Origin of the sequence: Microcoleus pseudofavosus SVA1_A4 (assembly GCF_036700565.1) — a bacterium.
Taxonomy (GTDB): Bacteria; Cyanobacteriota; Cyanobacteriia; order Cyanobacteriales; family Microcoleaceae; genus Microcoleus.
The window spans coordinates 24,099-37,810 of record NZ_JAUBPE010000053.1 but is presented as its reverse complement, the minus strand read 5'-3'; the positions used below and the strand labels follow the sequence as shown (position 1 = coordinate 37,810).

The window sequence follows — 13,712 nt, the reverse complement described above, 5'->3', positions numbered from 1 at the left end:
TATGATATTTTGATACAGTGATATGTTTCTAAATACCTATGCTCACCGCCGGAATTGTCGGACTGCCTAATGTTGGCAAATCTACTTTGTTTAATGCTTTGGTTGCTAATGCCAAGGCGACTGCTGCTAATTTTCCTTTCTGTACGATCGAGCCAAATACGGGTATCGTGGCAGTGCCAGACGAACGCTTGAAGGTGCTGAGCGATATTTGCAATTCCGCGCAAACAGTGCCGACGCGGATGGAGTTTGTGGATATTGCGGGTTTGGTGAAGGGGGCGAGTCAGGGGGAAGGATTGGGAAATCAGTTTTTGTCTCACATCCGGGCCGTAGATGCGATCGTCCACGTTGTCCGCTGTTTTGACAATGATGATATCATTCACGTTGCGGGTTCTGTCGATCCCCAGCGAGATATTGACATTATCAATCTCGAATTAATTCTAGCAGATTTAGCTCAAATTGAACGCAGGCTCGATCGCACTCGCAAACAAGCCCGCAACAATAAGGAAGCTCAGGCAGAAGTGGACGTGCTCGAAAAATTAGTCGCGGTTTTGAATGCGGGGAAACCAGCGCGGCAGTACAGTTTCACTGATGAGGAAGCTGAATTAGTTAAAGGTTTGGAATTACTGACCAACAAACCAATTATCTATGCTGCTAACGTGTCTGATGACGATTTAGCAACTGGAAATAGCTATGTCGAACAAGTGCGGGAAGTAGCAGCTAAAGAAAATGCTAAAGTTGTCATAGTTTCGGCGCAAGTTGAGTCAGAATTGGTGGAGTTATCAGAGGAAGAACGAACGGATTTCCTAGAATCTCTGGGGGTCAAAGAAGGGGGCTTGAAATCTCTGATTCGAGCTACTTACGAATTATTGGGTTTGCGGACTTATTTTACTAGCGGGCCGAAAGAAACTCGCGCTTGGACGATTATCGCCGGAATGTTAGCACCGCAAGCTGCGGGGGTTATTCACTCTGATTTTGAACGGGGTTTCATCCGGGCCGAAACTGTAGCTTATGAAGATTTGGTTGCTACGGGCGCGATGAAAGCGGCTAAGGAAAAAGGCTTAGTTCGCAGTGAAGGAAAAGAGTATGTTGTACAAGAGGGTGATGTGCTGTTGTTCCTATTTAATGTTTAGCTTTTTTAAGGAGATGAACACATGGATATCGTTTCGCTGGCAATTGCTTGGCTGGTAACTTCCGTGAGCTTTTTTATTATTTCCAAGTTGCCCATCGGGGTGGATATTGACACTTTTGGAAAAGCGATGATTTCGGCTGCCGTTTTTGGATTGCTGAATGCTTTGGTGCGGCCGCTTTTTGTGGTTTTGGGTTTTCCATTGGTGTTGGTAACTTTTGGTTTGTGGATAATTGTTATCAACGCGATTATCTTTGGATTGGCGGCTTGGCTAGTTGATGGATTTCGCTTGCGGTGGGGAATTTGGAGTGCTTTGCTGGGGGCTATCGCCCTCGGTTTTATCAACTCTTTGCTCTATGAGCTGTTGCGGACTCTGCCTAGTGTACGGTAGATCAGGGTAATGCGGGGGGCGGAAGGAAGGGGCGGGTTTATTCATCCTGTTAGTTATCGCAAATATTTCAGGTGAAACACGCCCCTAGGGCAAATATTTTAGATTTAATTCCCCCATCTCAGGTATTTGTTTTTTGGTATTGGTTGAGTTATTAGCTTTCGCAGTAGTCGATAAATTGTTCGGGAACTAGGCGCAATTCGCCCGATCGAAAGCGCTCGATCGGCATCCAAAATGCAGTATGTTCCCCATCTCCGTCTGCAAAATTCAGACTCTCCAATTCATAAAATTTGCCATCGACAAAATCGCACTGGTATAGTTGTATTACTTCGTGTCCGGCTTGGCCATTATAAACAAATAAGTTTTCCAAACAAGTCAAATATTTGATGTTTGTCAACTCGGCTTGAATTTCTTCTTGAAACTCTCTTTGCAAAGCGTCGATGCTGTGTTCTCCGAATTCTACGCCGCCGCCCAGAGCTCGGTAAAATGTGTCTTGTTTGACCGGATCTTCGCATTCTGACACGAAAATGCGATCGCCCGATCGAATCAATCCTAAAACAATTACGCGAATTTTACTTTGCATAATATAGCCATTCAGTCATCAGTCATTAATCATTAAGCATCAAAACCTTCATAACCGGGTTTTTTGCCCTTCAAGGGTTGTAACAAAGTATTCAAGGGAAAAAACCCGGTTTCTGATTACCCGTGCGTCCAGGACTATATTATCTCTGTCTCCGTGTCATCCGTGTCATCCGTGTCGTGCCAACGGTTAATTATCCGGCTCAAAACCCTCTCTGTTCCTCCTATTTTCAACGGGCCAATCTATATTTTCACCGCCAATAATCAGTTCTTCAATCGTTACGAATTCTTTGCTGAGTTGCTGGAAAACATTAATTAAAATATCGAGGCCGATCGCGTCGCTAGTCCCCAAATCAAACCAGCAGCGGGCCCAAACTCCCTCATACTCCATTTCTCCCATATTGTGCATCAAAGCCATCATGCTTTGGTCGGCTAGATTAACATCGTAATTCATGTCACTGATGTCTAAGCCTTCATCTTGAACTTGCAAATTTTCCGCATTAAATCCTCCCAGTTTTCCTAAAAAAAACCAAGAGTCAAACACTTCTTCAACATACTGTTTTTCACCGTTTGAAGGCACGTTGCTGAACTTCAGCCAAATCCAGAGGTCAAAGGGGTTAAATTCGCGAAACTCTACTTTCATAGTTTTTTGGTGTTTTTATAGTGGTGGTAAGGCCGCCGGCCCCCAGATCCCATCTGCATCTCTGATTTTATCGCGCATCGGGTCGCAGGCGCGAGATTGGCTGTCGAGACGGTTGCGGGTTCTGCACTGCTGAAAGAAGATTTCGGCTACTAAACTGCGCGGCAGTTGGTCGGGTTTTGCTAAGGCTGCGTCGAAGTTTTTTCGGGCTTCCTCAAGTAAGGTTTTGTTGCCGTTGTTCCTCTGGGATTGGGAAAACAATATTTGTGCTTTTAGATAGAGAACTTCGGGATTATTTGGCGTTTCTGCTAGCGATTTGTTCGCAAATTCTAAAGCGCGATCGTACTTTTTCAAGTCTCGATAGCCTACTGCCATGCCGCGATAAGCTAAGTAGCGGGGAGAGGCTTTTTGTTCCAGTCTTTGAATGGCTTCGTTGGGGTTGGAAAAGGGCAGGTTTGTGGCTAGAATTAAGTCCATGTAGCCTTTGATCAGGTTAAGTTCGGGGTCGTTGGGCGCTATTTTATCGGCGGCCTCTAGGTATTGAAATACTACTCGCAGTTTGTTGAGTGCTTGGGGCGCGCCTTTGGCTGTTCCTTCTTTGGCTATAATGTGCGACCCTTCTAGAAAGTGACCTGCTGCTGTGTAGATGTTGCCGCGCAATGGATTAGTTTTAGTCAATTTTTCCCCGACTTCGCGGGTTTTTTGCGCGTAGGAATTCATCGAGTTTAAGTCCTGCTCGATGTATGATAGGGAGGCTGCCATCGCATAAGCGAGCGGCTCGTTTGGCTCGGCTGATAGTGCTTGTTGAACTTGAGTTTTTGCTTGTTTGTAGTTTCCTTGCTGAAACATTGTTTTGAAAGCGGCTTCGGTGTTGGGCCCGATCGCCTGCGGGTTGCTGGTGCGAAAGGGATCGCCCGCTACTGCCGAGTTAATGCAGATGCTGAGGGCGATCGCTCCTGCACAGGCGATCGCCCGCACTGTCTGTTTAGAACTTAACATTTGCTTGCCCAGCGATGCTAAAGGGGTTTTCGTCATCGTCAATTCTCTCAATGGAATATACTGTAAACTAGAAACAAGAGAGTTAAATTTTCAGACTCTCGGGTCGCGACCAAAAAAAGAGTGAAATTTGCTTGATTTTTTCTAGCTGTTGCGGTATATTTTAATAATGGAAGTGTGAATTTTAATAGACAAACGGACGGATTTCCATTATTAAAATATACCATGAAAAAACTGAAAAATCAAACGCCAATCGTGAAAAAAAAGGAAAAATTTGTTAAGATTTCTGTAAAATAATTGTGTGCGATCGGCAACAACCAGAAACAGCCTTAACTATTAATAGCACAAATCCGTTAAATCCGTTAAATCCGTTAAATCCCGTACACTGTTAGTTAGCGAACTTCCTTCTCCCCAATTACCAATTGCGTTAATGCTTTATCTAAAAAACTTAGTATATCATCCTACAGCCTGTCCGAATGCTATTCTGAAAAATATTAACTTAGAACTTCCCTCGCAGCAAATGGGGCTGATTGTGGGTCGCAGCGGTTCTGGCAAAAGTACGCTCTTAGAAATATTAGCAGGTTTAGCGGAAAAAACTAGCGGCGACATCCGCTGGCGCGAACAAGAATTAACACCAGAACACTTGCAACAGTTAGGAGGGTTAGTGTTCCAGTTTCCAGAAAGGCATTTTTGCGGAGGCACAATTTTAGAAGAATTGCGACTGGGACATCCTGAATTGGGACAAGAACAAATTAACTCAGCAATGGCAGAAGTGGGGCTCGGACATTTGCCGCTGCGCGCTTCCCCCCACGCTTTGAGCGGCGGGCAACAGCGGAGGGTAGCCCTGGCAGTGCAGTTAATTCGGCAGCCGCATTTGCTACTATTGGACGAACCGACGGCTGGTTTGGATTGGTCGATGCGGCGGCAGTTGGTAAGCTTGTTGAGCAAGTTGAAAAGTCACTGGACTTTGTTGATTGTTACTCACGATGCTAGCGATTTGTTGAGCGTTGCTGACCGATTTTGGACTTTAGACCACGGGGATTTGCAAGAGGTCGATCGGGCTAAGTTAGAAGCTAAGGAAACGAGTTTTGTTAGTCATTAGTCATTAGTCATTAGTTAGTGCGGGCGGGCGGGTCGCTCGCATTATGAAGCATTTTTAAGTGCCGAGAATTTGCAGAGCTTACAAAAGAGTGGTAATAGAAGATGAATCAGATTACAATGCCTGTGCTACCGGAGATGAACGAGTTGTGGCAAAAAACGCTGAATTGGCAGCCGGATGAGTCACAGCAACAACAATTTCAGCGGCTTTATGAGTTAATTGTCGAGGGAAATCGCTCCTTGAATTTAACTCGAATTACTGAGCCGATGGAGTTTTGGGAAAAACATTTGTGGGATTCTCTGCGGGGAATTGCGAGACTGCTGCCAGCTAATCACAATTCGGCGCAAAATCCCGAATTGGCCGCCGAGTCTGTGCACAAAGCGATCGACATTGGGACGGGTGGGGGTTTTCCGGGGTTGCCGATCGCGATCGCCCTGCCGCATTTATCAGTTACTTTGCTCGATTCTACGCGCAAAAAAATTGCTTTTTTGGAAACAGTTGTGCCGTCTTTAGGGATTGAAAATGCTGCGACTTTGTTGGGCAGAGCCGATGAAATTGCCAGAGGGCCACAGCACAAACAAGCTTACGATCTAGCACTTCTGAGAGCTGTTGGAGCCGCTCCTCTCTGCGCTAAATGCGCGCTGCCCCTGCTGAAAAATGGTGGTTTGGCGGTACTTTACCGTGGGAATTGGACGGTGGAGGAAGAAACGGAGTTGCAAAGGGCGATCGAGCATTTGGGCGGTAAAGTTGAGTCAGTCGAAGCATTCACAACGCCGACGAGTCAGGGGGCACGGCACTGCGTTTACTTGCGGAAAGTTGTACAGCAGTTCGAGCGTCCCGTGCGCTAGCTATAGCAGTTTTTCAATGGTTTATAATACGAAACCCGGTTAAATAATTTCTCTCTTCTCTGAGTCTCGCGTTGCGCGGACTTTGTTTGTACAGTCGCGAATTCTATTCGCCGATTATCCTAATATTTTCAATCTACATAAAACAATGTTTGTAGTTGCGCTGAAGCGAAGACAGCGCCACTACAAATCTGGTTAAACTAACCGATCGCCTTTTCGTAGCGCTTGTTAATTTCTGTCCAATTAACAACATTCCACCAAGCCTTTAAGTAGTCAGCGCGCAGGTTTTGGTATTTGAGATAATAAGCGTGTTCCCAAACATCATTGCCCATAATTGGATAGTTGCCATCTATCAAAGGAGTGTCTTGATTGGCAGTAGTGGTAATCTCAAGTTTGCCTGCTTTATTGCGGACTAGCCAAACCCAACCGCTGCCAAAACGCTTGGTGCCGGCATCGTTAAATTTTGCTTTAAAATCGTCAACACTGCCGAAAGTTTGCTTAATTGCTGTTGCAATTGCCCCTGTCGGTTCGCCGCCGCCTTTGGGACTCATGATTTCCCAAAACATACTGTGATTTAGGTGTCCGCCGCCATTGTTGCGAACTGCTGTGCGAATATCTTCCGGCACTTTGCTCAAATCTTGCAGCATATTTTCAGCAGTGATATTTTTAAGCTGCGGGTATTTGCTGACAGCATCGTTGAGGTTTTTAACGTAAGCAGCGTGGTGTTTGTCGTGGTGAAATTGCATTGTCCGCGCATCGATGTGCGGTTCTAAAGCATTGTATTCGTAAGGCAGAGGCGGCAGTGTAAAAGGCCCGGGAGTTTGGGCTATTTTTGGACTTTCTGCAACTGGACTTGCTTGCGATACATTATTTCCTGACGCTTGGCAAGCACCTGCGGTAATAGCTCCGACGGTGGCCGTCAGCAAATACAAGAAATCTCGGCGTTTGAGAGTCATAAAAAATACCTAAGTGAATTATTAACTGTTTTATCTCAGATTAAAGCAAAATGGGAGCGAGTTTAGAAAAAAAGTTTGATCGCCCGAATGGATGAGACGGATGGGCGATGGTTGTGAGAGTTTCTCAAGTATAGGCTAATTGTGTGCGCGTAACTAAATCTCGCGTGCTCCGGCTAACAAACCCGGTTTCTCTATCGAAACCGGGTTTTTTTTAGATTATTCTTGGGACAAGCGCTGGATGGCTTCGCCTCCCAAAAGCCGATCGGCTGCTTGAAGAATACCGGGAATTTTAGCAGCGTGGGGGCTGTGGGCCAGACAGCGGCGCAAGTCTAATTCATCGAGGCGATCGGCTTTTTGGCCCGGGAACCAGTGCCCCGCATTACCTAAGAGGTTGTAGCGCATCTTGCAATAGTCGATCGTATCGTAAGCCTGCGCCAAATTCCACAGCCACAGAATCACATAAATATTAATACCTCCGGGAGTATTTTCTATAGTTGGTAAACCGACGTGCCAAGTCTTAAACCAATCTTCTCCTAATTTATTAATTGCTGCATCTTCCAACCTGGCTAATATCGGTGGCAAAATTTCATCGACTCTATCTAACAATTCTACAGCTTTGAGATGCTCCTTAAAATCTTCAGGTTTGGCTGCGCCTAAACTTAAAGTGTGTACTTGCGGATGCGACAAACAAAACAAATCATTAAACACGATCGGACTCAGCGGATAGCACAAATCTACCAATTTTTGCGGTGGGCTGTAAAGTTGGCCGCCTTTGTCGGAAGGACTGATAATAAAAACGCCCATATCGTGACGTTTAGCAGCTTCTATTGCCGGCCAATTACTTTGATTGATGTAGTACCAATGCAAGTTAAGATAATCAAATTGATTGGTTTCAATTGTTTTGACAATCACATCCGTCGGCCCGTGAGTTGAAAAACCAATAAACCGAACTTTGCCTTCTGCTTGCAACTTTCTCGCCACATCCATGCAGCCACCCGGACGCATACAATCCTCTAGCAACTCCCACGTATTAATCCCATGTATTGATAGCAAATCGACGTATTCTAATTGCAAATAAGCTAAGGATTTATCAAATTCTTCGCGAAACTCCTGGGGGTTAGGTTTAGGAGTAATTTTAGTTTGAATTATCAACTGTTCGCGGGGAAACTTCGGTAATATCAACCCCAATTGCATCTCAGAAGTCCCGTAACCGCGAGCAGTTTCGATGTGATTGATGCCGCATTCAACCGAGTAGCGAATCGTCGCTTCTAGATTTTCCTGATTGTCATGTGGAATTTCATTTGCCGGCACGTCTTGCCATTTGTATTGGTATCGCATCCCCCCGCAGGAAAAGAGAGGCATGGATAATTCTGTGCGACCAAATCTGCGATATTGCATCATAAACAGTTGACAGTTGACAGTTGACAGTTGACAGTTGACAGTTGATAGATGAAGTGCCTGGTTTTTAGGATGGAGATTTATACACCACCCTAAAAATATTCCTCCGTCATAGAGGGGTTTAAACCCCTGAATTTTGACAATCAAAGTCAAGTTAAGCTGAAGTGCATTTAAATTGTATAGTCAAATTTAAGAAAAGTCTTGTGGGGTGGGCGTCTCGCCCGCCCTAAAAATACAATTTAGATGCGAAACAGCTTAACTCCCATATTGCAGCATTCTTCTGAACAGGCAAGATGCCTGTTCCACAAAGAGTTTTTGACCACCAGTAGGGCAGTTTTGACTATTTAGAAATCTCGCGGACTGCGGGTTTTCCGTCCTTGATTTCACCGACTAAAACTAAATCTGTACAGTTGACAAACAAGCCATTTTCTAACACGCCGGGAATATTATTCAAAGTTTTTTCTAATTCCCCAGGGTTGTCGAGATTGTCGAATTGGACATCGAGTACCATGTTACCTTGGTCGGTAATTACCGGGCCGGCTTTTTTGACTCCCATGCGGAGTTCTGGTTGGCCGCCCAATTTTTCGATGGCGCGCGTAACTGGTGTAATTGCCATCGGTATCACTTCGATGGGTACTCGAAAAGTCGAACCCAATTTATCTACGATTTTGGAACTGTCAACGACTACAATAAACTGAGTGGCGAGGTAATCGACAACTTTTTCGCGGGTGTGGGCTGCGCCGCCACCTTTAATTAAGTTTAGCTGCGAATCGACTTCATCAGCGCCGTCAATAGCAATATCTATTCTGTCAATTTCATCGAGAGTTGTCAGCGGTACTCCGTACTGTTTGGCTAACACTTCTGATTGAAAAGATGTCGGTACTCCCTTGATATCTTTGAGTTCACCTGATTTTATGCGATCGCCCAACGCTTGAATAGTATAAGCTGTAGTTGACCCGGTGCCGAGTCCGACAATCATACCTGATTTTACGCGATCGGCGGCAGCAAAGCCGACTTGCTGTTTCATCAATTTTACGGGGTCTTGTTCTGCGGTCATGTTGGATACTCCTCAATAGTTTTAAGATTGTATCACAGTCATTGGGCATTGGGCATTGGGCATTGGGCATTGGCAGCCCCAAGCGAGTAACAAATAACAAATAACAAATAACAAATAACTTCTTCCTTGCAATGAAAATCGGATTTCTCGATACTTATACTTGGGATTACAAAATTGAAACTCCTTACCGCGAACCTTTGGGCGGCACTCAGTCGGCTATTTGTTACTTAGCTGAGGCGTTGGCTGCACAGAAAAACGAGGTATTTTTGTTCAACAATACTTCGGAGTCGGGGATGTCGCGCGGGGTTGATTGCAGGCGCAGGGTGGCGGACAAATCTAATTTTGAATTGCTGCGATCGCTCGATTTTTTAGTTATCGTCAATATAGCCGGCAAAGCGCTGGAAATTAAGCCGCTTTTGGGCGAACATACTAAGTTGATTTTGTGGATTCATAACGAACCGGGTTTTGTCTTTCTCCAAGATTTTAACGATCGGCGAGAAATCAATGCTTGCGATGCTTTTGTATTTGTCAGCGACTGGCAGCGGGAGCAATTCCAGCGCTGTTTTGGGATTGACTCGCATCGCAGTTGTGTTTTAAGAAATGCGATCGCACCTTGTTTTGCTAACATTTTTGCCGGCGATATTTCTATCCTATCTCAGAAATATCAACCGCCAATTATAGCTTACACCAGCACTCCGTTTCGGGGACTAGACATTTTATTAAAAGTTTTTCCGAAAATCCGTCAAGCTGTACCTGGAACTAGATTAAAAGTATTTTCGAGCATGAAAGTACACCAAATAGACGACAATGACAATCAGCTATTTTTCGGTCAGCTTTACAGCCAATGCGAGGAAACAGAAGGCGTCGAGTACATCGGTTCCGTACCCCAACCCGAACTCGTCCGACAACTGCGTTCAGTCGCGGTTTTAGCTTACCCGAATACCTATTCGGAAACGTCATCTATTGCCGTGATGGAGGCGATGGCAAGCGGTTGCCGGATTGTGACGAGTGAATTGGCAGCTTTGCCGGAAACAACTGCGGGATTTGCCCGTCTAGTTTCAATGTCAGGGGTGGAAAATTTGGCATCGGTAACTAATTGGAACCGTGCCGACAAACCGGATTGGGAGGGATATACAAGCCGGTTTTTAGAGGCGACAGTCGGAGTTTTAAAAGAGGGCGCTCTTTCGGGCGGCGCAACTGCTGAAAATCTTCTGAGACAGCAGGTAGAATATATAAATCGAGGGTGTACTTGGTCTGTGCGATCCCGACAGTGGGTAGAATGGCTGAATAGTATTACTGTACAACCTGTAAGAGTGGCAGAGCAAATGATCACGGATTCGCTGGTGGATTTAGAAGCAGCTCAAGCTTATTTTGTCAAGGGAAATCGGCTGAAAGATGCAGGCAGGCTTGATGAGGCGATCGCAGATTACAAGAAAGCTTTAGAGTTTAACTGGGAAGATGTCGAATCTCACAAAAAATTAGCGGAAGTTTATGTTTTGCAAGGAGAATTTGAAAGCGCGATCGCCTGTTGCAATCTCGCTCTTAAATTCAAACCTAATTTTGCTCCGGCTTATTTGACAATGGGCAATGCCCTGCACGCTCAAGACAAGCTGGAAATGGCAATTAAAGCTTATTTGCAAGCTTTAGAAATTCAGCCGAGATTTGCCGAAGCTAGCGCGAATCTCGGCAGTATGTATTACAAGTTAGGGCAATTAACGCAGGCGGCAAATTTTTACCAAAAAGCTCTTGAAATTAATCCGATTTTGTGTTCTGTTAATGTGATGCTTGGCGATGTTTTGCAGCAGCAAGGAAAGTTAGATGCAGCAATTGCTTGCTATCAAAAAGTGCTGCAACTGCAACCGGGAGATGCCAGCACTGCGGAGAAACTATCGAGTTTAACCGCAGAAAAACAGCGGGAAACTGCCGATCGCAATTTTATCGAATTAGAACCAGAATCAGACGAACAGCAACCAGTATCTGTCAACAAAGATGAAGGTTACGGCTTGCAGCCTTCGAGTATCAATTTGCCGCCAGCGCCAACTACTGAAAATTTAAATACTCCGTTTACAAATCCCGCCGAAGTTTCCGAACAAGTTACCTCGCTGAATGTTCCAGATAGCGGACAGGTTGCTAATTATCAAGAAGTAGAACCGTACAAAAAACTGGCGGAAGAGTTTTTAATTCAAGGTAAAATTAAAGAGGCGATCGCAGCTTGTCAGCACGCGATAAAAAACCGACCAGATTTTATCCACGCTTACGTAACTTTAGGGAATGCTTTGCAAGCTGAAGGCAAAATTGAAGCTGCCATTCGATCGTATTCTCAAGCCCTAGAATTGCAGCCAAATTTTGCGGAAGTGCGCGCCAATATCGGCAGTATGTATTTCAAAATGGGGCGTTTAGAAGAGGCGATCGCACATTACCAGCAAGCCATTGCCCTGAGTCCAGATTTAGCGGGCGCTCACTGGAATTTAGGGAAAGTATATCACAAACACGGCAACATCGAAGCAGCGATCGCCTGTTTTAAAAGAACATCCGAACTCAACCCGCAGCTAGTCGGTGCAGATTTCCACTTTAACTTAGGTAATCGACTTTTCAGCGAAGGAAAGCGCGACGAAGCCATCGAAAGCTACTCCAAGGCGATCGCCATTAAACCGGATTGGGCCGAAGCTTACGGTAACATCGGCAGCGCGCGATCGCAACAAGGCAATCTCGACGCCGCCATCGCTAACTATCAGAAAGCAGTAACTTTAAAGCCGGAATTGGAAGTTCTGCACTTCAATTTAGGCAATTCTTTTTTGCAGCAATTCAAGTACGAAGAAGCAATTACTTATTACCAAAATACTCTGAAAATCAAGCCAGATTGGCCGGAAGTTCACGCTAACCTCGGCAGTTGTTTTTCCATGCAGGGGCGGCTGGAAGAAGCTTTAGCCAGCTACCAGCAAGCTTTGGCATTGAAACCGGATTGGGCAGAGGTTTACTGCCGGATGGGACACATTCAGAAACAAGATAAGCCGTTGGAGGCGATCGCGCATTTTGAAAAGGCGATCCAATGCAACCCCAAATTCAGCGAAGCCCACCAACAACTGTGCGACTTGCTAAGCCATTCCACCAACCTTGCCGGAGCCCGCAACGTAGCCGACAAATACTGCGAAAACTGTGGCGATGTCGCCCCAGTCATGTCAGCTACAGCCTACGTCTTTTCCTACCTGCAATCAGGTGTCAGCCAACAGGCAATTCAGAAACTCGAAGAAATCGAAAAACTTTGCTACGAAAAAGTCGAAAGCTTTAGCGTAATCGAACTAAAACTGCTTTACGAAATCTTCTTATTTGCAGTTTCCCACCTGCGAGACAACCGCGAAAAAAATGCCAGTTTCTACCGACTGATTGCCAAAGAATACTACAAAAAAGCCGTTCCGCAGCGCCCGGTTAACAGAATCAAATCCGCAAATTATCCGGGACAAAAGCCTTTAAAAATTGGCTTCCTTTCCAAACACTTCCGCCGCCACTCGGTAGGTTGGTGCAGCGAAGCTTTAATTCGCGAATTAAGCCGCATCACCCCCCACGTTCATCTTTACGTCACCGGGAAACTCAACCGAGATGAAGTTACGCAGCGGTTTGAAGAAATGGCGGGCAAGTTTTACTGGCCTAAAAAATATCCAAACGGCTTTGCTGATGGCGGCGAAATCCTCGCCGAAGTAGTGCAAGACAATTTGGATGTTTTAATAGACTTAGACTCGATGACAGTGCCAACAAATGTCGAAGTGCTGTACCAATATCCTGCGGGAATTTGCGTTTCTTGGCTGGGATTCGACGCGCCCTACATTTCAGACAATCACTACTTTCTGTGTGACGAACACACTCACCCGCCCGGTGTTGAAAAAAATTACTTAGAACAGTTAGTAAGATTGCCAGTTTGTTCGGTAGCAATTGGCGCACTGCAAAGCATTCCTGTGGATCGAGAAGCAATTAGAAATGCTCTCGGTATCGGCTTGGATCAAATGACTTATCTGTGCGTTGCGCCCGGTCGAAAAACAAATCCCGAAATGGTGCAAGCTCAAGTTAAAATACTCAAGGAAGTACCAGATAGTTTGTTAATCCGCAAAGGTCAAGGCGACCCCGATATTATTCACAGCACTTACCGCGAAGAATGCGAAATTCAGGGAGTAGATTTTGCTCGAATTAAGTTTATCGGGCAAACGAGAACTGAGGAAGAACACCGGGCTATTTATTACGTAGCCGACGTGCTTTTAGATTCCTATCCTTACAACGGGGGAACTCACAATTTAGAGGCTTTGTGGGCGAATTTGCCAGTGGTAACTCGATCTGGCGACCAATATCTTTCGCGGATGGGTTACGCATTTCTCAAAAGTGCAAATCTCGATGTGGGTGCGGCTTGGAGTTGGGAAGAATACACGCAGTGGGGAGTTAAGTTTGGCCGCGATGCTGGTTTCAGAAATGCGGTGAAACAGCATTTGATAAAATCTAAACAGCCAGAACATCTCGCACCTTTGTGGAATCCTAAAAAGTTGGCTGAGGAGATGTATGAGGTGTTTCAAAAATTGTTAGCTAAATAGACTGGGCATTGGGCATTGGGCATTGGGCATTGGGCATTGGGCATTGGGCATTGG

General features: G+C 45.5%; 11 protein-coding genes. 5 read left to right on the top strand and 6 right to left on the bottom strand.

The genetic code is table 11. The features are described 5' to 3' along the window. Positions 1-38 precede the first annotated feature (38 nt). Positions 39-1,130 carry a redox-regulated ATPase YchF gene (gene ychF, locus QUA02_RS21340; protein ID WP_333030415.1) on the top strand — a complete coding sequence of 364 codons (1,092 nt, stop codon included), beginning with the start codon at positions 39-41 and terminating at the stop codon, positions 1,128-1,130. A 21-nt stretch (positions 1,131-1,151) separates the two neighbouring features. Then, the gene (locus tag QUA02_RS21335; protein WP_333030414.1) at positions 1,152-1,517 is read left to right on the top strand and encodes a phage holin family protein; all 366 of its coding nucleotides are present in this window, start codon (positions 1,152-1,154) and stop codon (positions 1,515-1,517) included. Positions 1,518-1,668: 151 nt separating this feature from the next. Here QUA02_RS21335 and QUA02_RS21330 read toward each other — a convergent pair whose 3' ends face one another. The 3 genes from QUA02_RS21330 to QUA02_RS21320 form a co-directional block, all read right to left on the bottom strand. Further along, positions 1,669-2,097 carry an NUDIX hydrolase gene (locus tag QUA02_RS21330; RefSeq protein WP_445305193.1) on the bottom strand — a complete coding sequence of 143 codons (429 nt, stop codon included), beginning with the start codon at positions 2,095-2,097 and terminating at the stop codon, positions 1,669-1,671. Between the two features lie 186 nt (positions 2,098-2,283). Continuing rightward, positions 2,284-2,736: a DUF3531 family protein gene (locus tag QUA02_RS21325; RefSeq protein ID WP_333030413.1), complete on the bottom strand. Its 453-nt coding sequence runs from the start codon at positions 2,734-2,736 to the stop codon at positions 2,284-2,286. 15 nt (positions 2,737-2,751) lie between these two features. Beyond that, complete coding sequence (locus tag QUA02_RS21320; protein ID WP_333030411.1) at positions 2,752-3,768, bottom strand: Sll0314/Alr1548 family TPR repeat-containing protein; 1,017 nt, start codon at positions 3,766-3,768, stop codon at positions 2,752-2,754. 391 nt (positions 3,769-4,159) lie between these two features. Here QUA02_RS21320 and QUA02_RS21315 point away from each other — a divergent pair, with 391 nt between their 5' ends. Together QUA02_RS21315 and rsmG are read left to right on the top strand one after the other, a co-directional pair. Continuing rightward, on the top strand, positions 4,160-4,831 hold the full coding sequence (locus QUA02_RS21315; RefSeq protein WP_172184743.1) for an ABC transporter ATP-binding protein: 672 nt from the start codon (positions 4,160-4,162) through the stop codon (positions 4,829-4,831). A gap of 101 nt (positions 4,832-4,932) precedes the next feature. Then, positions 4,933-5,676 carry a 16S rRNA (guanine(527)-N(7))-methyltransferase RsmG gene (gene rsmG / locus QUA02_RS21310; protein ID WP_333030410.1) on the top strand — a complete coding sequence of 248 codons (744 nt, stop codon included), beginning with the start codon at positions 4,933-4,935 and terminating at the stop codon, positions 5,674-5,676. Positions 5,677-5,873: 197 nt separating this feature from the next. On the opposite strand, the gene QUA02_RS21305 is transcribed toward rsmG, so the two are convergent. From QUA02_RS21305 to rpiA, 3 genes are all read right to left on the bottom strand, one after another. Next, on the bottom strand, positions 5,874-6,629 hold the full coding sequence (locus QUA02_RS21305; protein ID WP_333030409.1) for a Fe-Mn family superoxide dismutase: 756 nt from the start codon (positions 6,627-6,629) through the stop codon (positions 5,874-5,876). 216 nt (positions 6,630-6,845) lie between these two features. Further along, positions 6,846-8,030, bottom strand: coding sequence for an aldo/keto reductase (locus QUA02_RS21300; protein ID WP_445305192.1), 1,185 nt, complete (start codon positions 8,028-8,030; stop codon positions 6,846-6,848). A 337-nt stretch (positions 8,031-8,367) separates the two neighbouring features. Next, positions 8,368-9,084, bottom strand: a complete 717-nt coding sequence (gene rpiA / locus QUA02_RS21295) for a ribose-5-phosphate isomerase RpiA (RefSeq protein WP_333030408.1) — start codon at positions 9,082-9,084, stop codon at positions 8,368-8,370. Positions 9,085-9,215: 131 nt separating this feature from the next. On the opposite strand from rpiA, the gene QUA02_RS21290 reads away from it, so the two are divergent. Then, positions 9,216-13,658, top strand: a complete 4,443-nt coding sequence (locus QUA02_RS21290; RefSeq protein ID WP_333030407.1) for a tetratricopeptide repeat protein — start codon at positions 9,216-9,218, stop codon at positions 13,656-13,658. The last annotated feature ends 54 nt before the right edge of the window (positions 13,659-13,712 follow it).

What these genes read in the sequence shown, in the direction of transcription:
- QUA02_RS21305 (WP_333030409.1), bottom strand. Translation starts at nt 6,629, where the DNA reads ATGACTCTCAAACGCCGAGATTTCTTGTATTTGCTGACGGCCACCGTC.
- QUA02_RS21335 (WP_333030414.1), top strand. Translation starts at nt 1,152, where the DNA reads ATGGATATCGTTTCGCTGGCAATTGCTTGGCTGGTAACTTCCGTGAGC.
- QUA02_RS21325 (WP_333030413.1), bottom strand. Translation starts at nt 2,736, where the DNA reads ATGAAAGTAGAGTTTCGCGAATTTAACCCCTTTGACCTCTGGATTTGG.
- QUA02_RS21300 (WP_445305192.1), bottom strand. Translation starts at nt 8,030, where the DNA reads ATGATGCAATATCGCAGATTTGGTCGCACAGAATTATCCATGCCTCTC.
- QUA02_RS21320 (WP_333030411.1), bottom strand. Translation starts at nt 3,768, where the DNA reads ATGACGAAAACCCCTTTAGCATCGCTGGGCAAGCAAATGTTAAGTTCT.
- rpiA (WP_333030408.1), bottom strand. Translation starts at nt 9,084, where the DNA reads ATGACCGCAGAACAAGACCCCGTAAAATTGATGAAACAGCAAGTCGGC.
- rsmG (WP_333030410.1), top strand. Translation starts at nt 4,933, where the DNA reads ATGAATCAGATTACAATGCCTGTGCTACCGGAGATGAACGAGTTGTGG.
- QUA02_RS21290 (WP_333030407.1), top strand. Translation starts at nt 9,216, where the DNA reads ATGAAAATCGGATTTCTCGATACTTATACTTGGGATTACAAAATTGAA.
- QUA02_RS21330 (WP_445305193.1), bottom strand. Translation starts at nt 2,097, where the DNA reads ATGCAAAGTAAAATTCGCGTAATTGTTTTAGGATTGATTCGATCGGGC.
- ychF (WP_333030415.1), top strand. Translation starts at nt 39, where the DNA reads ATGCTCACCGCCGGAATTGTCGGACTGCCTAATGTTGGCAAATCTACT.
- QUA02_RS21315 (WP_172184743.1), top strand. Translation starts at nt 4,160, where the DNA reads ATGCTTTATCTAAAAAACTTAGTATATCATCCTACAGCCTGTCCGAAT.